General features: G+C 41.0%; 21 protein-coding genes. 15 read left to right on the forward strand and 6 right to left on the reverse strand.

The window, feature by feature from the left end; translation table 11 throughout:
• The first annotated feature begins 2 nt into the window (after positions 1–2).
• On the forward strand, positions 3–4,313 hold the full coding sequence (gene pulA / locus CWB85_RS13540; RefSeq protein WP_138555174.1) for a pullulanase-type alpha-1,6-glucosidase: 4,311 nt from the start codon (positions 3–5) through the stop codon (positions 4,311–4,313).
• Positions 4,314–4,437: 124 nt separating this feature from the next.
• Positions 4,438–4,980 carry a PH domain-containing protein gene (locus tag CWB85_RS13545; RefSeq protein ID WP_138555175.1) on the forward strand — a complete coding sequence of 181 codons (543 nt, stop codon included), beginning with the start codon at positions 4,438–4,440 and terminating at the stop codon, positions 4,978–4,980.
• A gap of 295 nt (positions 4,981–5,275) precedes the next feature.
• Here the strand turns inward: CWB85_RS13545 and CWB85_RS13550 are convergent, their stop codons facing one another.
• From CWB85_RS13550 to CWB85_RS13560, 3 genes are all read right to left on the reverse strand, one after another.
• Positions 5,276–7,057 carry an alkaline phosphatase D family protein gene (locus CWB85_RS13550; protein WP_138555176.1) on the reverse strand — a complete coding sequence of 594 codons (1,782 nt, stop codon included), beginning with the start codon at positions 7,055–7,057 and terminating at the stop codon, positions 5,276–5,278.
• A gap of 79 nt (positions 7,058–7,136) precedes the next feature.
• Complete coding sequence (locus CWB85_RS13555; RefSeq protein WP_016710175.1) at positions 7,137–7,481, reverse strand: rhodanese-like domain-containing protein; 345 nt, start codon at positions 7,479–7,481, stop codon at positions 7,137–7,139.
• A complete protein-coding gene (locus tag CWB85_RS13560; RefSeq protein ID WP_064668485.1) occupies positions 7,481–7,669 on the reverse strand; it encodes a YgaP family membrane protein in 189 nt (62 codons plus the stop codon). Before CWB85_RS13560 ends, CWB85_RS13555 begins: the two co-directional genes overlap by 1 nt.
• A 97-nt stretch (positions 7,670–7,766) precedes the next feature.
• On the opposite strand from CWB85_RS13560, the gene CWB85_RS13565 reads away from it, so the two are divergent.
• Positions 7,767–8,075: an ArsR/SmtB family transcription factor gene (locus CWB85_RS13565; RefSeq protein ID WP_138555177.1), complete on the forward strand. Its 309-nt coding sequence runs from the start codon at positions 7,767–7,769 to the stop codon at positions 8,073–8,075.
• Here the strand turns inward: CWB85_RS13565 and CWB85_RS13570 are convergent.
• On the reverse strand, positions 8,068–8,745 hold the full coding sequence (locus CWB85_RS13570) for a nitroreductase family protein (protein ID WP_016710180.1): 678 nt from the start codon (positions 8,743–8,745) through the stop codon (positions 8,068–8,070). The genes CWB85_RS13565 and CWB85_RS13570 overlap by 8 nt on opposite strands.
• Before the next feature lie 180 nt (positions 8,746–8,925).
• On the opposite strand from CWB85_RS13570, the gene CWB85_RS13575 reads away from it, so the two are divergent.
• From CWB85_RS13575 to CWB85_RS13585, 3 genes are all read left to right on the forward strand, one after another.
• On the forward strand, positions 8,926–9,378 hold the full coding sequence (locus CWB85_RS13575) for a hypothetical protein (protein WP_016710181.1): 453 nt from the start codon (positions 8,926–8,928) through the stop codon (positions 9,376–9,378).
• Between the two features lie 193 nt (positions 9,379–9,571).
• Positions 9,572–10,453, forward strand: a complete 882-nt coding sequence (locus CWB85_RS13580; RefSeq protein WP_138555178.1) for an ABC transporter ATP-binding protein — start codon at positions 9,572–9,574, stop codon at positions 10,451–10,453.
• Between the two features lie 9 nt (positions 10,454–10,462).
• Positions 10,463–14,041 (forward strand): ABC transporter permease/M1 family aminopeptidase, encoded by a 3,579-nt coding sequence (locus tag CWB85_RS13585; protein WP_138555179.1) that lies wholly within the window; start codon positions 10,463–10,465, stop codon positions 14,039–14,041.
• Between the two features lie 37 nt (positions 14,042–14,078).
• Here CWB85_RS13585 and CWB85_RS13590 read toward each other — a convergent pair whose 3' ends face one another.
• Positions 14,079–14,453, reverse strand: a complete 375-nt coding sequence (locus tag CWB85_RS13590) for a YfeK family protein (protein WP_016710184.1) — start codon at positions 14,451–14,453, stop codon at positions 14,079–14,081.
• Positions 14,434–15,309 carry an endonuclease/exonuclease/phosphatase family protein gene (locus tag CWB85_RS13595; protein WP_138555180.1) on the reverse strand — a complete coding sequence of 292 codons (876 nt, stop codon included), beginning with the start codon at positions 15,307–15,309 and terminating at the stop codon, positions 14,434–14,436. Before CWB85_RS13595 ends, CWB85_RS13590 begins: the two co-directional genes overlap by 20 nt.
• A 194-nt stretch (positions 15,310–15,503) precedes the next feature.
• Here CWB85_RS13595 and CWB85_RS13600 point away from each other — a divergent pair, with 194 nt between their 5' ends.
• The 9 genes from CWB85_RS13600 (at position 15,504) to CWB85_RS13640 (ending at position 25,302) form a co-directional block, all read left to right on the forward strand.
• Positions 15,504–15,818, forward strand: coding sequence for a Bor family protein (locus tag CWB85_RS13600; RefSeq protein ID WP_016710186.1), 315 nt, complete (start codon positions 15,504–15,506; stop codon positions 15,816–15,818).
• The gene (locus CWB85_RS13605; RefSeq protein ID WP_138555181.1) at positions 15,815–16,144 is read left to right on the forward strand and encodes a Bor/Iss family lipoprotein; all 330 of its coding nucleotides are present in this window, start codon (positions 15,815–15,817) and stop codon (positions 16,142–16,144) included. Before CWB85_RS13600 ends, CWB85_RS13605 begins: the two co-directional genes overlap by 4 nt.
• 156 nt (positions 16,145–16,300) lie before the next feature.
• Complete coding sequence (locus CWB85_RS13610; RefSeq protein ID WP_138555182.1) at positions 16,301–19,300, forward strand: TonB-dependent receptor; 3,000 nt, start codon at positions 16,301–16,303, stop codon at positions 19,298–19,300.
• Between the two features lie 161 nt (positions 19,301–19,461).
• Positions 19,462–20,172: a Slam-dependent surface lipoprotein gene (locus CWB85_RS13615; RefSeq protein ID WP_138555183.1), complete on the forward strand. Its 711-nt coding sequence runs from the start codon at positions 19,462–19,464 to the stop codon at positions 20,170–20,172.
• 62 nt (positions 20,173–20,234) lie between these two features.
• Positions 20,235–21,731: a surface lipoprotein assembly modifier gene (locus CWB85_RS13620; protein ID WP_138555184.1), complete on the forward strand. Its 1,497-nt coding sequence runs from the start codon at positions 20,235–20,237 to the stop codon at positions 21,729–21,731.
• A gap of 127 nt (positions 21,732–21,858) precedes the next feature.
• Positions 21,859–22,374, forward strand: coding sequence for a sigma-70 family RNA polymerase sigma factor (locus CWB85_RS13625; RefSeq protein WP_249314870.1), 516 nt, complete (start codon positions 21,859–21,861; stop codon positions 22,372–22,374).
• 2 nt (positions 22,375–22,376) lie between these two features.
• Entirely contained in the window at positions 22,377–23,315 is a 939-nt protein-coding gene (locus tag CWB85_RS13630; RefSeq protein WP_138555185.1) for a FecR domain-containing protein, read from the forward strand.
• 100 nt (positions 23,316–23,415) lie between these two features.
• The gene (gene tolA / locus CWB85_RS13635; RefSeq protein ID WP_138555186.1) at positions 23,416–24,285 is read left to right on the forward strand and encodes a cell envelope integrity protein TolA; all 870 of its coding nucleotides are present in this window, start codon (positions 23,416–23,418) and stop codon (positions 24,283–24,285) included.
• A gap of 123 nt (positions 24,286–24,408) precedes the next feature.
• Positions 24,409–25,302: an aldo/keto reductase gene (locus CWB85_RS13640; protein WP_138555187.1), complete on the forward strand. Its 894-nt coding sequence runs from the start codon at positions 24,409–24,411 to the stop codon at positions 25,300–25,302.
• Positions 25,303–25,485 lie beyond the last annotated feature (183 nt).

Genomic DNA, 25,485 nt, shown 5'->3' on the forward strand with positions numbered 1-25,485 from the left:
TAATGAATAAAATAACTAAATTGACTCATTTGCTATTTGCAGTGAGCTTAACACTACTGTTTGGCTGTGGTGGTTCAGGCAGTAGTGACGTAAAAGCAGGCCAAGCCTTATTGGCTTGTGATGTACCGCAAGTGCCTAACAGTGAAGGGACTCAGTGTGTTGATCCTGAGCCTATTTCTTGCGATGCACCGTTGTTTCCAGATGCAAATAATGAGAGCTGTATTAATGGCTATAACCCTGACTTACCAGATCCTGTGGTATTTGCAGGGGAAAATGAAGCCGTATTATTTTATAAACGCAATAAAAATGAAGGATACGAAGGCTACCGTTTACACTCTTGGAATACCGACGGTTGTGACGCTTACGCGCCGCCATTTGATGCTACCGATTGGCCTAATGGCCATGAGTATGATGGTGTGGATCCAAACTATGGGGCTTATTGGATAGTTGCGCTAAAAGACGGTTATACCGAGTGCGCTAATTTTATTATTCACATAGGCACCGAGGGCACCGGTAAGGCCCATGGTGATGTGGATTTAACCATGCCACTGATGCAAGACGATGAACGTTTTGTGCGTATGAACTTTACCTTTGATGGAGAGCCAACAGTATTTGAATACCCAGTTGCGAGCCTTGGTGAACGCCCAGTTGCAATTGATGGTGCATCAGCGCATTGGATAGATTTAAATACGGTTTTGTATAAGCCCGGCAATGAGCTTACGCAGATTATTAAGCTGCATTCATCAGCTGCCGCCGATTTGGCTGTTGATTTAGATGCGGGCTTAAATGGTGAAACAGTTGAACTCATCGCCACAAATTTAACCGATGAACAAGCAGCCAAAGTGCCGCACCTCGCAGATTGGACTGCTTATCAAGGCAATTGGGATGCCGCTACTGCAAAACAACTTATAAAACAACAGCTGGTTGTGGCGGGCTACGACGCCGACGGCAAGCTACTTGAAGCAAGCTTTGTACAAACAGCAAAAGCCCTCGATGCTCTATACACCCAAGGTGAAAACGACGCGAACGAAGCCATGCTGGGTGTGCAATATAATAACAATGCAATAGATGTATCAGTGTGGGCACCAACTGCTAGCAATATGATGATCAACGTGTTTGATGCCGAAAAAGCGCAAGTGCATAGCACAGCCATGACGTTAGACAACAATACCGGTATTTGGTCAGCCAGCTTAGACAGCCAATACGACCGTCATTATTACCGCTTTGCGTTTGATGTTTACCATCCCACTACTCAAGCGATTGAAAGTTTATGGAGTACAGACCCTTACTCACTCAATGTATCAAGCAATGGCCTGTATTCGCAGTTGATCAACTTAAATGATGACGATACCAAACCAGAGGGCTGGGATGAGCGCATTGTGCCAACAATCACTAACCCTGAAGATGCTATTATCTATGAAGGTCATGTACGTGATTTTAGTGTTCGTGATACGTCAGTAAGTGAAGTAAATCGTGGTAAGTACCTCGCGTTTACGGAACTTGAAAGCGTGCCAATGCAGCACCTTAAACAACTGGCAGATAAAGGCTTAACGCATTTTCATTTACTCCCTGTAACAGACATTGGCACCATTGAAGAAGATACAGAGCAACGTGTTGAAATCACCGATACCTTAGGTAAATTATGTGAGCGTATTAACGAAGAAGCAGATGCCTGTAAAATCGAAGATAAAAACAGCATCATTGCTGATTTAATGCAAAGCTACTTGCCTGGCTCTGATGACGCTCAAGCACTTGCCAGCGCCATGCGTGATTTAGACGGTTTTAACTGGGGTTATGATCCGCATCATTTTATTGCCCCAGAAGGTTCGTATGCTTCAAGTAGCGAGGGCATTGCTCGGGTTAAAGAGACACGCGCCATGGTACAGTCACTACAAGAGGTCGGCCTTCGTGTGGTTCTTGATGTGGTATACAACCATACAACGTCATCAGGCATTTGGGAAAAATCAGTATTTGATAAACTCGTGCCGGGTTATTACCACAGATACAGTGAAATAACCGGTGAGATTGAGCGTTCAACCTGTTGTGAAAACACCGCGACTGAACATGTGATGATGGACAAGTTTGTTAGCGATTCACTGGTTATTCTTGCTCGCGACTTTGGTTACGACAGCTTCCGCTTTGATGTTATGGGGCACATGCCTAAATCATCAATTTTAGCAGCGCGTGAAGCAGTGCAAGCTGTTGACCCTGACAACTACTTTTATGGCGAAGGCTGGGATTTTGGTGAAGTCGCTAATAACCGCTTGTTCACTCAAGCTAAGCAAGCTGATATGGCAGGCTCCGAAGTGGGCACATTCAATGACCGCATCCGTGAGGCTGTTCGCGGTGGGGCTATGTTTAGTAATAACCCGACCGATGGTAATTTAGCAGACCAAGATACCTTACGTTTATCGCTGGCGGGTAATTTACAAAACTATATTCTTAAGGACTTTAAAGGTAATTCGGCAAAAGGTAATAGCTTTAGCTGGAATACTCAGCCGACGGCTTATGCTTTAGACCCTGCTGACAGCATTAACTACGTATCAAAGCACGATAACGAAACCTTATGGGATCAACTGCAATATAAGCATGCAACAAGTATGAGTATTGAGCAGCGCGTGCGTGCCCATAATATGGCATTAGCAATTCCATTGGTAAGCCAAGGTATCCCGTTTATGCAACTTGGGGCTGATTTACTACGCTCAAAATCAATGGATCGTGACAGCTATAATGCAGGGGATTGGTTTAATGCGGTAGATTTAACGAAAGAAAATAATAATTGGAATATTGGTTTACCTAATGCGGAGAAAAACCAAGAGAAATGGCCTGAGATCATTAAGGTCTCAGGTAATCCACAAGCTGCTGCACAGCCGCAAGATATAGCGTACGCAGGGGATGTGTTCCAAGAGTTTTTAGCTATTCGTAGTAGCAGCCCTTTATTTAGATTAACCACAGAGCAAGATGTTATTGACCGTGTAGGTTTTCACAATGTCGGTAAAAACCAGCAACATGGTTTGATTGTAATGAGCATTGATGATGGTCAAGGTCTTGCTGATTTAGATAACCAAGTAGATGCGCTCGTAGTAGTAATTAATGCAACTGAGCATGCGCTTTCACATACAGTACCAACCGCTGCTGGGTTTGAATTACATCCAATACTTAAAAACAGCACCGATAGCAGTATGTCTGGAGTAAGTTTTAGTGCTAATGAAACCGAAGGCACGTTCAATGTTCCTGCTTACAGCATAGCTGTGTTTATTAAACCACAAGGCGAAGCGCAAGGCATTGGTTTGAGTGCTAATGCAACAGTGGGCGCGCCAGATGTGGTGCCTTTTGGTAGCACAACAGTGTATGTGCGTGGCAGTTTAAATGATTGGGGCACAGCTGACAGCTTTGAATATGTAGGCAATGGTGAATACCGTGTCGCTATTACTTTAGCTGCGGGAGACTATGAATTTAAAATTGCCTCTGAAGATTGGTCGAGTGTGGATTTTGGTGCGCTATCAGACGCTGATAAAGAGGTGTTGGAAAATCAAGCCGAAGCACTCACACGCAGTGGCGCTAATATGACCTTTAATGCTGCAATTGATGCAACTTATGTATTCTCGTTTGATGCTAGTGATAAAGAAAGTCCACAGCTGGAAATTTATAACGAAGAACCATTTGTAGGTACGCCTGTATTTGTTCGTGGCAGCTTGAATGAATGGGGCACCAGTGATGAGTTAATCTATCAAGGCAAAGGAATATATAGCTTTTCGACTTTTCTTAATGCCGGTAGCTATGAATTTAAAATAGCTTCTGAAGATTGGGATACCATTGATTATGGTTCTGGTGAAGCGGATGCAACCGTAACCGTTGCCGAAGATAAGTTATTAGCTGTTAAAGGCGCTAATATGACGATGGATATTGCAACCGAGGGCGAATATCAGTTTATTTTTGATGCCAGTGATTTGAATGCACCCACGCTGAATGTATTTAATGCGCAAATGTTTGCAGACACGCAAGTTTATTTACGCGGCAGCTTAAATGGTTGGGGCACAGATAACCCATTAATCTATCAAGCTAATGCTATTTATAGTACATCACTTGATTTAGAGCCTGGAGACTATGAGTTCAAAATTGCGTCTGAAGATTGGAGTACTGTTGATTATGGTGGAGTTGGTGAATCGCCAATTGTTATGGTTGGCGAACAAAGTTTACTTGAAGCTGTGGGGGCAAATATTAATGTAGCCATTACAGATGCAGGTAATTATACCTTTACGGTGATTGGCCCTAATCGTGACAATATGCAGGTACTGATCAATAAGAACTAAGCATTGATACACCTTATAAGCAAATAGAACCGAGCATCCTAGATGCTCGGTTTTTTATGATCAAATTGCAGCTAAAACAAAGTTCGCGTATTTTATAATCATAATCCAACTATGAGTAGCTAAGATGTCAGAAGTTATTTTAAAAAGTGCCTCCTTTGATCCTAAAATTAAGTCGTATTGGCTAGTCTTTGCTGTGTGTGTCAGTACATTAGGGATTGTGACTATTCCTTTAATTCCCGTGATTTTGCTGCTTGTTTGGATTGTCAGTGGCAGAATCTTGGCTGCTATGTCGGCTCAATTACTCGAGCGTAAGCTGGTGGTTAAACGTGGTGTATTTTTTAAAGAAGAAAAGTCCATCCCGCTTGAAAAAATCACCGACGTTGGATTAAGCCAAGGGCCACTGATGCGCTTATTTGGTTTGTATCGCTTGAGTTTTGAAACCGCAGGGCAATCTGGCCATGGCGCTCTCGTGTCACTGCTTGGCGTAGTCGATGCCAGCGAGTTTCGCGAGGCAATCTTAACGCAAAAAGATAACCTAGCCGAAACAAAACCAAGCAAGGTTAAAGTTGATGAGCCACAAAGCCAAGTCGAATTACTCCGCGCACTCACCTACAGTGTGAAAAACATCGAGCAAATGATGGTCTCGCTACTGGACGAGAGAAAGTAAAGTTAACTTATTATTGTACTACGTTTTGCACAAAGAGAAGAAAATGAGAAGTGAATGAGGGTCGAAAATTAAATCAATTGACCAGATCAACTGAGCATGTAGGTCGTCATTTATGGCGACAGTAGTGTAATTAACGCGCTAAAGCACGTCCTACGAAGATCCCAGCATCTGGAGTTCGTTACCGCAAAGGGCTCTTTCGCGGAGCTTCGTTGCACTCAAATAACTCCGGCGATCAGCTGATCGCCGGGCTGCTTTAATCTTTCACCTAGAACCTTTTCCCTAGCACCTAAAATCTTTACCCTTGAATTACTGGCTGACCTGCTAGCATACGTAGTTCTTTGCTGCGCTCAGTTTGCATGGCGTAAGACGCGGTTTTAATACTGCTTACGTAGTTCCACTTGGCAGCGGCTTGCTCTGGGGTAAAAGTAACGGTTAAATAACCACGATCTACGAGGTTGTTATAAACTAAATCATTGACTAGTAATGGGATCACTTGTTCCATTTGCGCTGTGGCTTCTGGTCCTTGGGTGTTCAATGCTAAGTATTCTTCCAGACCTGGCGAAGACACCGATGAAGTGGCAAATTCCACTCCTGCATTTTGTGAGGCGGCAATTGGGTTACTGGCATCAGTAGTCAATTGCCCAGCCCATGCATTATGGGTATCACCGGCTAGAACGACTAAATTCTTTTGTGTGGCAATTGCCGTACCTAGCAGTACTTCGCGTTCGTAGGCGTAGCCGTCCCACGCATCTAGATTGTAAGGTGCAGTGGTATCAACACGGGCGCGCTCAGCATCAGTTACCGTTGGATCACCGGCTAGAATACGGCCTTTAATTTGTGCCAGCTCAGCAAATAACCCTGATGCTTGGGCTAATAAGGCATTTGTATCCGCGCCGTTAGCTTGGCTTACTTGTAGGCTTACTAAAAGCTGTAGCACTTCAAACGGCAGGTGCATCTTGGTCATTAACACTTGTTGGCCAAGTACTTGCCATTTTGAACTTGAGGTGGCCATACTATCGGTGAGCCAGGTTAGTTGTTCACTACCCAGTAATGCGCGTGTTGGCGAGCTAACAGCACTAACAAAATCGCTTTGTCCTTGTGCGCTGGTTAAATCAAAATCACCATAGCTTAGTTGTTCATCGCGAGCGAGTACTCGAGTATCAAGCATATACAGCGAGACTAAATCACCAAATTCAAAACGACGGTAAATACGTTCTTTATCAGCTACATTACGTATCGGCATCCACTCAAAGTAGGCTTGCAAAGCGTGCATTTTACGCGCGTTAAATTCACCTTCACCGTCATTATGGTTTTCTGCCCCTTCACGCCAGGTATCATTTGTAACCTCATGGTCATCCCATACTGTTATAAAGGCGCAATTACCGTGAGCGGCTTGTAAGTTGCTATCTTTACGATAGTGGGCGTAACGTTTACGGTAATCAGTTAGGCTGATGATTTCTTCGCTATTATCTTCAGGTAGTAAGCGCCCTAGCAGAGCGGCGTCTTGTGAAGCATAACCACCATTACCGTATTCATAAATATAGTCACCCAAATGTAAAACGGCGTCTAAATCTGTTTGCTTAGCTATTTCGCCGTACACATGAAAAAAGCCAGCAGGGTAGTTAGCGCACGACACAACAGCAAATTTCACTTTATCAATACTGCCTGTAGGTAATGTTTTACCTGCACCCGTAGGTGATGTTTTACCGTTTGAAATAAAGCGGTAATAGTATGTGGTGTTGGCGTCTAGGCCTTGTAAGTCGACTTTTAGAGTAAAGTCGCTGGCAGTCGTTACTTCGGTTTCACCGTCATGAACTATATTGTTAAAGTTACTGTCGGTTGCTGCTTGCCATTGTACTTTGATGCTGGTGGTTGCAGAGTCAAGAGGCGTTACACGAGTCCATAAAATTAGGCTGTCACTAAGCGGATCGCCACTGGCTACACCGTGTTCAAAGCTAACCTCAATGATTTCATCATCATCGTTATCAAATGTACACCCTGTGATGCCTAATGATAAAACGGCAGCGCCAAAACCCGCTGCCGATGCTTTTAAAAAACTTCTCCGTGTAAACGTCATTGCTCTATACCGTTAAAAATAAAACAACGAGCTTATCCGACCAGTATGACTTTTATGTGAAGATGTGATGCCAGTTATTTTAAAATACTTGGCAAATAGTATCTGCGTTACAAGTAATCACAGTGACGTTTTCATACCCTACACGGGTTAATGCTTCCGCACTTAAAGTTGCCCGCGCGCCACTGGCACAATGAAGGTAAATCGGTCGTGTAGGGTCTTTTTCAATTTCCATTAACTTCATTTCCAGCAAGCCGCGAGGAATATTAATAGCGCCAGTGGCTGCTTTAGTTGCATGCTCTGCGGGCTCTCTGACGTCAATTAGTAGGCCGTGATTTTGCTCAAGCTCTTGCTTTGCTTGCTCAGCATCAATACGGCGCTGGTTGGGGGTAATTATTTTCATTAGATCTGGGATTGAAGTAAGCATTAGTCTGTAAACCCTCGTTTGCGCAAAAAATTTATAAGTGGGCACCATTTAGTAAACGCTGTTTGGATCAGGTTTACTCCTATAAATAATGTTAACCACATAAAACGGCTATCTACAAAGTAGCTTAATATGACTGAAATTGTCACCATACTACCTGCAAGTAAAAGAATACCGTCACTAACTTTCATATTTATACCTTATATTAGTTTTTCCTAATATTATTTATATTAGATTTTACTAATGTAAAAATCTATACTTTGCTTAGAACGTTTTAGTGGGATCGTTATGAATATTGAGCAATTAGCGAATAATGCACAGCAGGCTGAACAGTTTTTAAAACTGATGGCGAATAAAAATCGGTTAATGATTTTATGTAGCCTATTAAACAATGAGTTAAGTGTAGGGCAGTTAAATGAGCGTGTGCCGTTAGCGCAATCTGCGCTGTCGCAACATTTGGCGAGCTTACGTAAAGCCGAGATGGTGGCTACACGCCGTGATGGACAAACAATTTATTACTATTTGACCGACCCAAAAGTTGAGTCGATCATTGCAATGCTGTATCAGTGGTTTTGCAAAGAGGAAGGCGCTAAATAAACGTAGCAATTTCATCCAGCGATTTTTTCACTAAGGCATGATTAGGTACGGTTGCCTCATCACTGGGGTAACCTGCTACCAAAAGCATATAAGGGCGCTCGTTGTCTTTATCACGACCGCATATATCGGTTAAAAAACTCATTGGCTTTGGTGTATGCGTGAGTGTTGCAAGGCCAGCTCTATGCAGTGCCTGAATTAAAAAGCCTGTTGCAAGGCCGACCGATTCATGCACGTAATAGTTAGTGTTTTTATCATCAGCATTTAACCCACCTTTCTTTTGACTAAATACGGCAATTAACCACGGTGCATGTTCTAAATAGGGCTTGTTAGCATCTGTGCCAAGGGGTTTTAACGCATCAAGCCACTCTTCGCCTGCGCGGCCTTCATAAAAAGAGCGTTCTAGTTTTTCAGCTGCTTCACGAATTTGTTTTTTAACGTCACTAGAATGAATCGCCACAAAATGCCACGGCTGGTGGTTCGCCCCACTTGGTGCTGTGCCTGCGGCTTTAATGCAGGTTTCTATGATGGCTTTTGGCACAGGGCGATCGCTAAAACTACGAATGCTATGACGGCGCTGGCTGGTGGTTAAAAATTCCGTTGCCCGTTCGAGCATTACATCTTCAGGGTATTCGGTAAAATCATTAAGTGGCTGATTATCATGTTGCTGCATGGCTTTTCGCTTCTTATAAAGTGTGTGTGCTATTTTTATACCTAGTGGCGAGAACAGGTGCAAGTACTATCTACTTTACACTTTTGCTTTTTTAGATTGGGTTGTTTGTTTATTGAACGTTGTGTTCACAAAATATTCAGCTATCTTTGCATATAGTGTCGATCTAGATGGAGAGAGATCATGAACATTCAAGCCGCTAATCAAGTTAATCAATATCAACTTAACACGCGTTTAAGTGATGCAAATAAACAGGTTGCAACAGCGCAAACTACGCCTGTAGAGAAAACCGCTAAGACTGATGTGATTCAAATATCAGCACAAGCACGGGCTTTGAATGCTCAGCCTATCACACCAGAAGTACCTGCAATTGGTCAAATAGAGCAGCCGATTAACAACAAGGTTCAGCAATATTTAGATATTCAAAAATCATTAGCCAAAGCTGATGCCGTTGATAACTTTACTGATGATAATTTTTCGATCGGTGAAGCGTATTTAGCAAAAAACAACGATACCGTACGTAATGCGTATTTAGCTAAAGATAATATTGAACAAACCAATGAAATTGCTGACATCATGATTGATTCTATCGATCAAGATGATGAGCAAGATGAAAATAATTTACTACAATATTAATCATTAATTTTAGTTAAGTGATATATCAGAATTAAGTCACCTCTCCTAAAGAGTGAAACCAAGCCGCATTTATGCGGCTTTTCTGTTTTCATTCTGTTACAAAATTATAACTTGGCGCTATTGTTACTAACCTACTGGTAATGTAAGTTAATGAACTTAAATAATTACTATAATTAAATACTAGGAAGTAATAATGCTATCTATTAAAGGGCTCTCGAAAACCTATGACAATGGCGTGCATGCCTTGCAAGGTGTTGATTTAAATATTGAAAAAGGTATGTTTGGATTGCTCGGGCCAAATGGCGCGGGTAAATCATCGTTAATGCGTAGTATTGCCACTTTACAATCGGCTGATTCGGGCAGCATTACTTTTAATAGTATTGATGTTTTCAAAGAGCCACAGAAACTACGGGAGCGACTAGGCTACTTACCACAAGACTTTGGTGTTTATCCTCGTGTTTCTGCCTATGATTTATTGGATCACATGGCGGTTTTAAAAGGACTAGACAACAAAGCGCAGCGCAAGGAGTCAGTGGAAGGTTTGTTGGCTCACACTAATTTATATCAACACCGTAATAAAGCGGTAAGTGGTTTTTCTGGTGGTATGCGCCAACGTTTTGGTATTGCGCAAGCATTACTTGGCGATCCTGATTTATTAATTGTTGATGAGCCTACAGCAGGTCTTGATCCTGAAGAACGTAATCGCTTTCATAACTTGCTAGTAAGCTTGGGCGAGAAGAAAGTAGTTATATTATCAACTCATATCGTTGAAGATGTGGCAGAGCTTTGCCCTAACATGGCGGTCCTCGCTAGCGGTAAAATCTTACTTGAAGGCAATCCTATTGCGCTGACCGATAAGCTGCAAGGTAAAATTTGGCACAAAACAATGAGCCAAACTGAAGCGCAAGAGCTAGAGCAGCATCTACCTGTTATTTCTAAGCGTTTGTTTGCAGGGCAAACAATTTTAAATGTATATAGTGAGCAAGCCCCAGAAGGGTTTTCTGCAAGCCAAGCCAACTTAGAAGATGTGTATTTTTCTACTTTGCATCAGCATCGTAATACCAGTGCAGCGTAGGGGAATATCATGTTTTTGAATATGCTTACCTTTGAGCTGCGTTATTTTATACGTCAGCCTTCATTTTATGTGACCACGCTAATTTTCTTTTTAGCGGCTTTCTTTGCAAGTAGCAGTGATAACTTCTTGCTAGGTGGCAGTAATGTCAATGTAAACTCACCATTTAGTATTTTGATGCTAATGAGTGGCTTACTGCAGTTTGCTATTTTTCTGGTGGTAAACTTTGTTGCTGGTTCTGCGATTCGTAATGATGAAACTAATATGTCAGAGCTTGTTTTTAGCAAGCCCTTCAAGCCATTAATGTATCAATTAGGGCGCTTTTTAGGTGCGTACTGTGTTGTTGCGCTTATTTTTGCGTTTGTACCGCTGGGAATATATTTGGGCTCAGGCTTTGGTTTACTGGTTGGCTGGCTAGATCCTGAGCTCGTCGGGGCTAATAAGCTACATTATTATTTAACTGCTTATTTCTATATCGCAGTGCCTAGTCTGTTTGTTTTAGCGGCTATTTTTAATGGTGTGGCCACATATTTTCGTTCAATGATGGCGGTATATCTTACCGCTGTGGCTTTTTTAATTGCCTATTCAACGATATCTGTTTACTTCGATGATTTAGCGTTTCGTTGGATTGTAGGCTATGCCGATCCTTTTGCTAGTGGCTCATTACTTGATGTGACTCGTTATTGGACTGCAAGTGATAAAAATAGCCAAACGTTAGAACTGACGGGTGTTTTACTTTTTAACCGGGTGTTATGGATTGCCCTTGCTATTATTATATTTTTTGCGTCTGGAAAACTGTCGTCACGTATTGTTATTAAACGTGAGAAGAAAAAACTCGCAGCGTCTAATTTTACTAAACAAAAAGAGGCTGCATTGATTGCCTCTTCGGTGAATCACAAAGCAAGCGCAAGCTCGTTCAAACAGCAACTATTATTACGCTGCGTCTTTGAATTTAAGCATGTCGTGATCAGTGCGCCATTTTTAATTTTAGGCCTTATTACTTTAGCCGTATTAATTGTGCCTTTATTCGCACCGATTGGTTGGTATGGCACAGTTAACTGGCCTGTTACCCAAAATATGGTAGGGATCATTCAAAACGCAATCGGATTATTAATCACCATTGTTATAGTGTACTACAGTGCTGAATTAGTCTGGCGTGAACGTAACAGCGGGATGGGCGATATTGTCGATAGCTTCCCTGTACACAATAGCGTGTTTTGGGTTTCTAAATTATTGGCTTTAGTAAGTGTTATTGGCTTGCTTTATGTTTTTAGCATGATACTGACCATTGTTGTGCAGTTAGTTAAAGGGCAGTTTAATTTAGAGCTTGGGCAATATCTGTTTAGGTTGGGTTATTTTTCTTTCTTACCTTTTGTGATGCTCGCTATTATGGCGTTCTTTTTGCAAATAGTGAGTGCCAATAAATATATCGGGATGGGATTATTTGCACTGTATTATTTAGTTTCAATTGTACTGAGTAATTATGGTTTTAGTCATAATATGTTTCATTTCGCTCAGTCAAGTCCAGCTCCTTATTCTGATATTAATGGCTATGGTCATTACTTAACTGGGGTGGCATGGTACACACTTTATTGGGGTGGTTTGAGTGTGGTGCTAGCCGTTATTGGGCTTGCATTGTGGCACCGTGGTCCGTCGCAAAGCTTACGCAATCGTTTGGCGCAGTTACAGTATAATTTAGGTCGCAAAGGGCAGGCTATAACCGTGCTTGGCTTAGTGGTATTTGTCGCTGCAGGTGCACAAATTTATTACAACACACGAGTGCTGAATGATTTTTACACAGAAGATCAGTTAGAAAACTTGCAAGTTGAATATGAGCAGAAGTTTGTACAGTATGAAAATGATCCACTGCCGATAATCACTGATGTTGAACTTAATGTGGAGATATATCCGCAGCAACGTAAAATGCTCGCCACAGCCAATGTACTTATTACCAATACCAGTGACCAAGCGATTAAGCGCTTTTTGGTAAGTAAACCGGATAGCAGCCCACAGTGGGGCGTTAAAATTGCCGGTGGCGAAATTGTTGAACAATTACCTGACTATAATTCAGCGTGGTTTGAATTTACCCAGCCGTTAATGCCTGGTGAAGTGCGCAAAGGTGAGATTTCAGTTGAGCGCAGCCACCAAGGTTTTGCGGATAACATTACAGATACTAAGCTTGTTGCTAATGGTACCTTTATTGATAATTGGCGCTTATTCCCACGCTTTGGTTATAACGACAGTTATCAATTAACGGATAAACATGAGCGCCGTAAACGAGGCTTACCTGAGTTACAGCGCGCTAATAAACTTGAAGACACTCAGTATTATAAGCAAAGCATGTTTGGCGCGAATGGCGGTTTTATCAACTTTGCTGCAACCATTACTACCGATGAGTCGCAATTTGCAATTGCCCCTGGTTATTTAAAAAGTGAAACCGTGACTGATGGGCGACGTACGTTCCGTTATGAAATGGATTCACCAATAATAAACTTTTATGCCATTTTATCTGCTCGTTTAGAGTCTAAAAAAATAACGCATAACGGAGTCAATGTTGAAGTTTATTACCATCAAGACCATCCGTGGAACGTAGATCGTATGATTGAGTCGGTTACTGATTCAATTGATTATTTTTCTGCTGAATTTGGTCCTTATCAACATAAGCAAATGCGTATTATTGAGTTCCCTGGCTATCAGTCATTTGCACAAAGTTTTGCAAATACCGTACCTTATTCTGAGCAAATTGGTTTTATTACTGATAACCGAGATAGCAGTAAGATTGATGTGCCGTATTATGTTACAGCGCATGAAGTGGCGCACCAGTGGTGGGGGCATCAGGTTACCGGCGCTAATGTACAAGGTGCAGCGGTATTGTCAGAAAGCCTATCGCAATACAGCGCAATTATGGTGCTTAAGAAAAAATACGGGGAGCAAAAGCTACGTAAATTCTTAAAGTATGAGCTTGATAAGTATTTACAAGGTCGCTCGGTTGAAGCGTATCAAGAAATGCCGTTGTATAAAGTAGAAACTCAAGCGCATATTTATTACCAAAAAGGTTCAGTGGTGATGATGGCCATGCATGATCTGTTTGGTGAGGAACGTTTGAATCGTATCTTAAAAGAGTTTGTTAGTGACTTTAAGTATCAAAATAATCCTTATCCTACTACGCTTGATTTACTTAGCTATTTAAAGCGTGATGCGACTCCCGCAGAGCAAGCGTTTATTGATGATCAGTTTATGTATATCACTTTATATGAGCTCACCATGAAAGAAGCGAAAGTATCTGATGAGGTTGATAGTGACGGTTTATATACGGTAACACTCACTGTTGAAGCTGCTAAAAAGCGTGCTGATGGTCAAGGGGAAGAAACAGACCAGCCACTTGATGAAATGATTGATATTGCATTATTCAACGATGATCCTGAAAACCTACTAGCAGAAGACTTTGTGATTTATTCACAAAAGCATCGGCTTGTAACAGGCACCAATACAATTGAATTAAAGGTGAAAGAAAAGCCGCTATTCGCGGGGGTTGATCCCTTTGTTAAGTTAATTGATAAAGACAGTGTTGATAACCTAGCTAAGTTTTAGGTTAGTTGACTGGTTTTTAAAAACAACAAGGCCGCACTTATTGCGGCTTTGTTGTATTTCTAAAACGTGTTAATTCATCGGTTAACCACTTATTGGCGGTAACTGTAGTGCCATTAGCTAGGATCACAGTGTAAGGCTTACCACTCCATGAGCTTTTACTGGCAAGGTTGTCAATAAAATCATCAGCTGTTTTTGCATAGCGCCCGGCTCTGCGGTATTTCATGGCTAAGTGTTCAGCGGCTTCTGTGCTGGTATGTTCATCGCCATTACGAATAAAGGTGGCCTGACTTTGCTCAATAAAACTAATTAAGTGATTCACTTCTTGTTCTGCGCTTGCGGCAATACTTAGCTGACTAATACAGAGTAAAAGACAGCCGATAAGAATGTGTATATTACGGGATAGATGTTTCATTTTCAGCCTCGTCTAGGTGAAGTGTTACCTGTATTGGGTTGTGGTCCGAACTTTGATATTGCGGTACGCGAGTTGTGCTGATGGTTACACCACGAGTCCACACTTGATCAAGGGCTAAGCCAAACGCTTTAGTGCGTTTATCGTCTAGGTAGAGCGTTTCAGATAACCCGAGTTTGCTTAAAGCATTTACCACCACAGCTTGTCTCGCATCGCTCCATGCATTGAGATCACCTGCAAAAATAATCGGCCCTTGGTGTTGCTGCATCACTTGTACGGCAGCCTCGATTTGTTGTTGGTAGTTCTCAGTACCTAGCGTGAAATTTATGCCATGCAAATTTACACTTAATAAGCGTTGTTGACCTGCCATTGCATATTCAACGATATTGGTTGCTTTAGGGCTGCGTAACCAAGGCTCAGTATGAGTAAATGTACAATGCACGGTTGCAGGCCAGCGGCTTAATGTCATCACGCCTGATTGTTGAACGCCACTTTTGTAACCGGGTGAAAAGCGCCAGTATGGTTTGAGTGTACTTAGTTGTGAATCTGCAATCGCCTCTTGCAGCAACACCATATCGGCCTGCTCATTTAACTGTGCCAGATCTTGATAAAGCCCTTTATTTTGCGCTTTATAAATATTCCAACTCAGCAGGTTAAGCTGTTCAGGGATAATGTATTTTTTACTATATGTTTGTTGCCTGCTGGCATGAAGCTGTTGGGCGCATTGCGTGGGTGTATGTGCTGTTTCAGTAAAGCCCTTGTCTTCATCTGATTGTGGTGTGCTGGCCAAAGCTGTGATGCTTAGCAAAACAATTACAGAAGTAACACAAGTAACAAGAAAAAGTGATTTTATCTGCATCAATTACCTTAAAGCAATGTGGCTAAAAAGAGTGTTATCTACATATTAGGCACCATAAATACGATAAAGTTCCTATAAGAGCTTGCCAAGCTAGTGAATACTGCTTGCTGTCTACATTTTCAATACAGTTTCTTACTTTTTTTAGTACGCATTTATTTTACACTTCGTATCAATAAATTAATTAGGATGAAGTAATGCGAATATTTATAGCTGGTTTGTTATTTTTAGTGCTTGCAGGTTGTTCGGCCGTAACAATTCAACCACAAAAAATAGCTAAACTAAACTCAAAACCGACTTATCAAGATAGTCGGCCATTTTTTATGTGGGGACTGGTTGGTGAGCAACGTGTTGATGTGAAAAAAGTCTGTGGCGAGCAAGCTGTAGTGCAAATGCAGTCTCAGCAAACATTTACCGACGGCGCGTTAGGATTAGTAACATTAGGCATTTATGCTCCCCATACCATTAGCGTGTGGTGTAATGAACAACAAGTTAAAGGAGCTGAAATATGAAGAGCTTAAGCTTTTTAATAATGTGTATATTCATGATGATTTTAACGGGTTGCACAAATATTCACTTTGATAATGGTGAATATGATGATTTAGCTAATAATCATAAAAGTGAGCAGTGGCATCACAACTTTGCCGCCGCTCTTTATGAGGGCTCCGACGCAGTTGATTTATCAGCTATTTGCCCAGATACGCAGTGGCAAAGTGTCCACACATACAAATCGTTTACTAATGGCTTAGCCGAGCTGGTTGTAAATGAAGTAGGCCCTATTTGGTATCCTAAAACAGTTGAAGTTAGCTGTGCAAAGGTGCCTATGGTCGTACGTTAAGTAGTTGAATAGGTTACACGCAGTTAATAATGTTGCTTGTGACCTGTTTTCTAAAATATAAACAATGCAAAAATAAATAGAACTATATTGAGGATTTGTCACTTTCATTCGGTGTATCGCTTAGTTGATACACAATTAAAACGAAAGGAAGCCGACATGCAGTTTTTATCAAAGCCTAAATTACTCACGCTATTACTCAGCGCTCATCTAGGAGTAGCTACTTTAGCAGCACCTATAATCTCATACGCAGCCACAACGGATGTATTTTCTTTTAATATCCCAGCAGGAAAATTAGATGATAGCTTAAATAAGCTTGCAACTATTGCTGGTATAGAGCTGCATTTAGACGCGAGTTTATCTCAAAACCGTCAAAGCCCTTTACTCCAAGGTAGCTACAATTCAGCACAAGCATTAAATATGTTACTCGCGAATAGCGGGCTTTATAGTGTTATTCAAGCTGATGGTTCTTATCGTATTTTAACAAGTGCCAACGGTATGACATTAAATACAATTAATGTAGCGGGGCACAGTGAGCATGGTATTACGAGAGACGAAGCAGGTAAGCATGCTGTATATGATGATGATATATCAACGGTATATACGTCAATAGATGAAATCGAAAGATACAAAGGGAAGGATGCTGCTGATTTATTCAAAGGTATGCTCAATATATACAGCGGCGATGCACGAAATGGTGGTGGTGTTGACCCAAGTATTCGTGGCGTACAAGGTCCAGGGCGAGTGCCATTATCAATCGATGGGACAGAGCAGGCAATAACAGTATGGCGAGGTTATCGAGGCGTTTCAAACCGTAATTATGTTGATCCAAATTTAATTGGCAGCATTAAAGCAATAAAAGGCCCTTCACTTACTCCAAATGCGCATACTTCTGTTGGTGGTGGGGTGTTGATCAGTACAATTGCGGCAACCGATGTGCTACTTGAAGGCGAGTCTTTTGGCGGTGGCATTGTTGTTGAGAGTAGTAATAACGCCGTTGATCCTAAGTTGCCAACTTTATTCACCGGGCAAGATTACAAAGAAGTAGAAGGTTTCCCGCAAATGACGCCAAATTTTGCTTATGGAGATCCGTCATTATGGCAGGAAATGAGTAGTGATAAGGAAAAAAATCCTTTGTCAGGTGAAGACTACGCCTATCGTTTGGCGCTAGCTACGCGTCAAGATAACTATGAATTACTCGCCGCCTATGCATATCGCAATAAGGGTAACTACTTTAGTGGAACAAAAAAATCAGAGTTTTATAATCAGCCTAATGACCAAGAGTTCAATATTACTAAAATGAATCCGCGTTCTCTAGCGCACCGTCAACGACCAGGTTATGAAGTGCCAAATACATCCAGCGAGTTGGAGTCTTTTTTACTCAAAGGTGAATTTAATATTAGTGAAAACCAGCAATTAAACCTAGGTGCACGTGTAACAAATGCGCAATACGGTGAAATTATGGCAAGTCGAGCAGGTGACATAGGTGAAAATGGTGAGATGGCACAGTGGCCTCTTAGTAAAGTTGAAGCACAAGCCTATAACATAAAATATCAGTGGAACCCGAAAAGTAAGCTTATTAATGTCACTTCAAACCTCTGGAGCACTCATACAATTAGCAATACTAATTCTGCTGGGGGGTTCCCAAATTACGCTAATGCAATATGGGAGTTAGCGGATCCAAATGCAAGTCCAATAATTCGTAATACAGCCGTTGCCAATAACCGTGAGAACCGTTTTGGTTTTGATGTAAGTAACCAAATGATGCTGTCAGATGAGCTGGAATTAACGATGTCAGCACGTTATCAATATCATAAAATTCGCTCAGAAGACGAATACCGCGGTACAATTGATGGTTGGAAGCATTGGCCTCGAGAGGGCAGACGTGAAGAACTTGAAGGGCAGTTTAATTTTAAATGGATGCCAACAGATTCGTTAATTTTTACTGCCGGTGCTAGTTATAAAAGTTACTGGGCGATTGATGACTTTTTATCAAGCCGAATCGCGGCTGAGGATGAGCGCTTTACGAAAGAGCACTCTGCCGCTGAAGGTGTATATTTAGAATATAAAACAGCTTACACAGAAGCGGAACATCAAGAATTAAGAGAGCAAGAGAGAGAGCAGTATGGTGATTCAAGCTTTTTTGTTGATAACCCCGCAGGCTTAGATAATTTCCTCGATTTTAGAGAGAGTGAGCGTAGAAAAAAACACAAAGCGGTCTTAGAGCCATGGCTACATAACGGTGAGGGAAAATACCGCAGAGCGAATAATATATGTGTTAACGGTGAATTGAATAACGTAGCTAATTATATAGAAGGCAGTTGTCGCCAAGCAGGTGGGCCTGTTAATGAGTACGATAAGCAAATTGATGGCGGTAAAAAAAAGGGCAGTCACTGGGCTCCAGCATTTGCTGCAACCTATTTACTTAATGAACATAGTCGAGTGTACATACGTTATACCGAGGGTATTCGCTTCCCGAGTATGTTCGAAAGTACTTTAGGCTTCTCGGCTAATAACAACCCTTATACAGATATTAAACCAGAGCATACCTATAATTATGAAACTGCGTTTGTACATAACTTTGAACAAGGGGACATTAAATTAACCTACTTTCATCATAAAACAAAAGATGTCATAGAACGCTCAGGTAATTTACTTCGCTTTTATAATATTGATAAGCAAACGCTGCAAGGGTTTGAGTTTCAAGGTCGCTATGACAATGGTTCGTTTTTTGCTGATTTAAGTTTATCTCACATGACTAAAAATGAAGTCTGTGATGAAAGCCTTGCAATTACTCAGGATCCTGTCGAGGGCTCAATTCCAAATTGTGTACATGCTGGTTTTGCGGATGGTTACTTAAGTGATCAAGCTATTCCTAATGACTCTGTTAATTTAAGCCTTGGTGGTCGTTATTTCGAAAATGCTTTGGAAACTGGGCTACGAAGTGTTTATTTATCAGCAAGTAAAAGTGAAGAAGATCTTGAGCGAGATAAAGCGCTGACTTTTGACGCATACGCAAAGTATCGCTGGAGTGAACGCCTTAACGTTGAGTTAGTCGCCAGTAATTTGACTGATATCTATTATATTGACCCATTGGTACGTTCGAGTGTTCCAGCTCCAGGAAGAACAGTGAAGTTAAAACTACAAATGAGCTTTTAATTTTATTGAATTAACTTAGTTGATTAGCTTAAAAAATAAACCCACAAACTAAATAGTTATTATTTTTTGTGGGTTTTTGTTTTTCGTTCGGTGTAGTTAATGAAAGTACCTCAGTCGTGCTTTTTTATTTCATTGATTTTTTATTTAAAAGGAACTGAAAAATGAACAAGTTATTCGCAACACTCGCCGTACTTACAACCACTTTTAGCTTTGCTGCTCAAGCAAACTACGTAGGTACTCAAAATGACAATACCAACATTGAAGTAGGAGAGTCTACGGTTAATGGTGGTCCTCATGTAGCAGGGCGAGCTGGTATTGGCATTGCGGCAATGGGCTCTACTCAACAGAAAGTCGATTTTCAGGCGTTAGCAGCTTATGCCCAACCAACTAACGGTATTCACTCTTTAAGCATGGGTCATGGTGGTATTGGTGCATTTAATTTTGCAAAAGTAGGTACTAGCGATGTCTGGTTTGGAGAATGGTCACAAGATTTTAACGGTAATGGCAACGACCGCGCAGTATATTATGTTGGCAATAGTACCAACACGACAGTACCAGTAAGCGGCACGGCTAGTTATGCCATTAAAGGGGTTAATAAATTTAGCGGTAGTAATCAGTTAACCGGGGATTTTACGGCTAACTTTGGTGCACAAAAGTTAACAGGTAGCTTGGCTAATTCAGCGCTTTCAGTGAGCATTGATGCAGATATCGTGACATCTACTGCTGCTTTTTCAGGAACGGCGCTTGCCAATGGTACGGTATTTGGTAATAGCGAAGGCCATTTCTTTGGTGCTGACGCTGCATCACTTGCAGGTATTGCTACCTTTGCTGATCGTCAATTAGATACTGCGTTTGGTGGAACTAAAAAGTAATCGCAATTATTTAGTTGGGGGCTAATATTTAGCCCCTTTAATTGACGCTTTTGAGTATTATTATGAGCCACCAAAATAAAAGTCATTATTACCGTAATACAGTGCAATTATGGGTAGTAATGTTAGTGTTAAACTCCCCTCTTTTATCTGCATCGACTGAAACGCGATTACATTTACAGCAACGTATAGATCAAAATATAAAACAAAATGAACATTCAATCGTTGCCGATGCGGCGCATGATTCAGCTAAATCTTCCTCTTTTACAATTAATGGGCAACAAATCCAAGTTAATAACAATGTTCATGAGTTGGGCCAAGCAGTCTATTTTTTAATTCAGCATAAGCAATGGCCGGCAGCAAAAGGTTTGTTATCTCGTTATGTGGCATTAGAAAATTACGATGTGATGCTAGTTCATTATGCGCAAGGTGCTATTGCTCGATCTGCTGGACGTTTAAACGAAGCTGAGCAGCAACACTTGGCTGTGTTGGCTCAACAACAAGATTTTTTACCTAGTCAATTAGAGTTAGCACGGGTGTTGTTTGATAACAATAAAAATACTGATGCGCTTATATTGTTTGAACATATTGCTGAGCAGTTACCAAATGACAACCCTAAGGTTGACGGTGTGCGCCACACTGTAAATAGTTTTATTGATGCGCTTAACTATCGCCAAGCTTGGCGAGGGTCTTTTGCGCTAGGGCCAAGCTTTAGCGATAACTTAAATCAATCATCACAAAGTTATACGTGTTTGCTTTGGCTACCGACTGAAGAGTGTTTAATCGAGCGAAAAACCCCGCCTGCAATATCGGGAGAGGGCATTGACTTTGATGCTAATATTAGTAAGCGATTTGCTTTTTCAGGTCATCACGGGTTGAGTTTTCGAGGTCTTGCGTATGGCAGTAATTATTTAAATAACAGTGAATATAATGAGCACACAGTGATTGCTAACTTAGGTTATAGCTATCAAACGGCTTATGAGCAATTTTCAGCATCAGGGCAATTTAAATACAATGCTTTAGGTAATAGCACGCTTTACAGTGCTGCTGGTATGAAGCTTGATTGGCTAAAAAACCTTTCAAAAAAACTAAATATAAAACTTGAGCTTGAAATTGAGCAGCAATCTTATCAACCGCAGCACTATAGCTACCAATCTGGTACACAATTAGCAAATTACAACACTCTTTGGTATCAACTTAATGAGCAGTGGCTACTGTTTGGCGGACTTGATTACAGTAAAAAAAATAATAATGAGAAGGTACATGCATACCAATTATTTTCGAGTCGATTTGGTGTTAATAAACGCTGGGGTAAAGGGGTAGAAGCAACTTTATTTGCATCACTCAGGGCGCGTAAATATGAGCAATATAGTGCTTTACTGGTACAAAAGCGCAAAGATCTTGAACAAAATTACACACTGATTGTAAGCATGCCAAATCTAGCCGTATTTAGCATGACACCAATTTTTACCTTAAATCATACTACTGTTAATAGTAATGTCGATTGGTTATATAGCTATGATAAAAATAGTGTCAGTTTAAAGTTTGAGAAAAAGTTTTAATGGCTAAACCTACAACCTACATACGCTTTGTTCATAGATTAAATCAAGTCAGATAGAGGTTTGGCTTGAATTAAATCTATTTAGTAAGTATTATCATTCGCATTAAGTTTTACTGGAGTGGTACAGAGTGATAAGCAACCCTGTCAATATTGCTAGTGTTGATGATATGTATAAAAAACACAGTAATTGGCTGTCTATTTATATTCAACGTCGTTTAGGTTGTCCTGAAGCCACTGCAGATTTAGTACAGGATACTTATTTACGCTTGTTAGCTAAAGCAACATTACCAAGTATGCAAGATTCACGACGTTACTTAACACATATTGCTAAAGGATTGGTGATAGATTTGTATCGCAAGCGTAGTGTAGAAAGCGCGTACTTAGAGTTAATAGCAAATGATCCTGTTGCAATGTCAGCTTCACCTGAATCGCAGTTATTGATCATTGAAGCATTAACTGAAATCGATATGTTGTTACAGCAATTACCGGATAAAGTACGCCAAGCATTACTAATGCGTCAGCTTGAAAACATGAGTTACAAGCAAATCGCAAAGCAGTTAAATGTTTCTGTATCATCGGTAGAAAAATACATAGCCAGAGCATTGCAGAGCTGCTTAATGGTTAATCTAGAAATGTTGTTTTAATCATGGCAAAAATATCGCCAGATACAATACAGCAAGCTGCGACATGGATGGCTAGACTATGGGCAGATGATGTTAGCCAGAGCGATAAAAATGCTTTTCAAATTTGGTATCAAGCACAGCCTGAAAATGCTTTAGCGTGGCAGCAGTTAGAGCAACTACAAGCTACCTTTCTTAAAGCCCCGCAGTCAAAGTTAAGCCGTACTGTGTTATCCCGTACTGTCACAGGGGTTTCACGTAGACAAGCGTTGCTACTCGGGCTTTTCACATTAGGAAACCTTGGCTTAATTTTCGCTGGGCGAGCTGAACAACCTAATGGCCAAAAATATACAACTGCTATCGGTGAAACCAAAACTGTGACATTAAAAGATGGCACTGTTATAGCCTTAAATACTGAAACTGCTGTTTATTTAGATTCTGAGCATTTAGAGCATAGGCTGCATTTACTTAAAGGTGAAATTTGGGTTGCTAGTGCGCAAGATGGAGCATCCTTATATGTAACTACGCGCGATGGTAAGGTAGTACCTATAGGAACTGTTTTTACTGTACGTCAGCAAGAGCATGACACCGTTGTAAGTGTATATGAAGGAATTGTCGAGTTACGACCATTGCAAACTGCTCAGCTAATACAATTAAAAGCCATGCAACAAGCGGCTTTTAGTCGTAAGGCAATTATGCCAGTTGGAAATTTGCATAGTAGTAAAGCACTGTGGCTTGAGCATAAAATTCAAGCTAATAGCAGTAAGTTAACTGACTTTATAGCAGAGCTGTCGCGTTATCGACGAGGCATTGTTCGGGTATCGCCAGAGCTTGCTAAGTATAGAGTAACAGGAACTTTTTCAACCAAGAATACAGATAAGGCTCTGCTGCACCTAAGTGAGATCTTGCCTATTGAGGTTGATTATCGTTCATCTCTTTGGGTTTCAATAAAAGAACGAAAATAAAATTACGGGTTTAGGTGCTTCGTTCGGTATATATCTAAAGAGTGATTTAATGCTGGTATTAATCGCTCAAAGACAGGGAATTGTTACTGGTGGGTAGTTTATGAGTAGAGTTGAGTCATTACAATCTATAACACAGAGTCCGCGATATTTTTATATTGCCATTATTTTCAGCGTATTTTTGCATTTTGTTATAGTTGGGACTGGATTTTATAAAACTGAAACTAACAACAAACCCACGTATGTTGTAGCCGCACCATTACTTGCAAGTATTATTGCTCCTTTAGCTTCTCCAAAGCACACCATGAATAATGAAAATGTTGGAGTTACTCAACAAGACTCAGAAGCAAATCAACCCCAAGCGGAGCAATCAGAAGAAGTTAATAAGCGACCAAAATCCGAGGTTCGAGCCGCTGCACATAGTCGCTCTGAGTTTAAAGCAGATAAAAAACTAGCTAAGGTAGATAATAAAAAGCCACTTGAGGTTGATGAAAAGCGCCTTGATCAAAATGAAGCTAAAAAGCAGAGCAAAAAATTAGAAAAGAGTCTAGGGAATGCAACTGTAACAGAGCAAACCGATGCTAATGTACAAAAGCAAGCGCAAGCTGTGCCAACAGCAAAAGAGGCCCTACTGAGTAACAAAGCAGCGGTTCAGCAACAGGGGCCATTGAACCACCAAGGCCAGCAAGAAAAGCTAAATTGGCAACAAATGCTCTATTTACAGTTAGAAAAAGAAAAGCGCTATCCAAGATCAGCTCGACGAATGCGTCGCCAAGGTGTACCAACCATTACTTTTACCATGAACCGCTCTGGTAAGGTATTGGATGTCTACTTAGTGAATAGTTCTGGAATAGACTCATTAGATAAAGAAGCTGTTGCATTAGTTTACCGAGCTGAGCCCTTACCTCAACCACCAGCAAGCATTGCAGGTCTAAAATTAACCTTGACCGTTCCTATAAGCTTTTCAATGTAATACAACCGCTATTAATATTTTATAAAATAGGTAGAATTAAATATATGCAATCCGTAATTGCGGCTAAATAGTAGTGATATCACTTACTTCATTACAGGCCATAAAATAGCATTAAGGAAAATAATGAACAGCTCTGAACGAAAAATAGAACAATTAGTACTTGGTTTTTGGCGGTTATTAGATTGGAAAATTACGCCGTCACAGTGTTTAAGCTTTCTTGAGCAAGCAATTGAAGCGGGTGTAACACATACAGATCATGCTGATATTTATGGTGAATACGGCTGCGAGGCCGAATTTGGTAAAGCGTTGGCACTAAAGCCAAGTATTCGTGATGAGATTAAAATTATTACCAAGTGCGGTATTAAACCTGCATTCCCGAGTCTTGGTTTAGCAGGCCAAGCTAATCATTACGATTCAAGTACACAGCATATCATCACTTCAGCTCAGCAATCCCTTAAGCACTTTAATACCGACCGTTTAGACGTATTACTTATTCATCGCCCTGATTACTTGATGGATGCAGATGAAGTTGCTCAAGCATTTAATACTCTTAAGCAAAATGGTGATGTACTGGAATTTGGGGTATCTAATTTTACTCCTTCACAGTTGAGTTTATTGCAGTCACGTTTGGACTTTGAATTGGTCACTAACCAAATAGAGTTTTCACCTTATGAAATGAAAGCGCTTGATGATGGCACGTTGGATCAATGTCAGTTGCTCGATATAAAACCTATGTGTTGGTCGCCGCTGGCAGGCGGGCGCTTGTTCGCAGAAAACGATGAAAAAGCCATTCGTCTACGCCACGTACTTGAGCAAGTTGGCAATGAAATTGGTGCAAGCTCAATTGACCAAGTCGTTTATGCTTGGTTGTTAATGCACCCAAGTGCACCATCGGTAGTACTTGGTACGGGCAATATCAAACGTATTGAGTCTGCGGTTGCAGCTAAGCGGTTAAAATTAAACCGTGAGCAATGGTATCGTATTTGGCAGAGCTCTACAGGGCATAGTGTGCCGTAGGAGTTTTAAGCTTTATGCTATAAGTTTGAAGCAGTCTGAGTTTAAGGTAAGTCTTGACATAAAATCTGGATTGATTAGTTTCTTGGCTTACCGCTTACCGCTTACCGCTTACCGCTTACCGCTTACCGCTTACCGCTTACCGCTTACCGCTTACCAAGATCGAGAAAGGGCCTTGCGGCCCCG

Origin of the sequence: Pseudoalteromonas sp. S1727 (assembly GCF_005886375.1) — a bacterium.
Classification (GTDB): domain Bacteria; phylum Pseudomonadota; class Gammaproteobacteria; order Enterobacterales; family Alteromonadaceae; genus Pseudoalteromonas; species Pseudoalteromonas haloplanktis.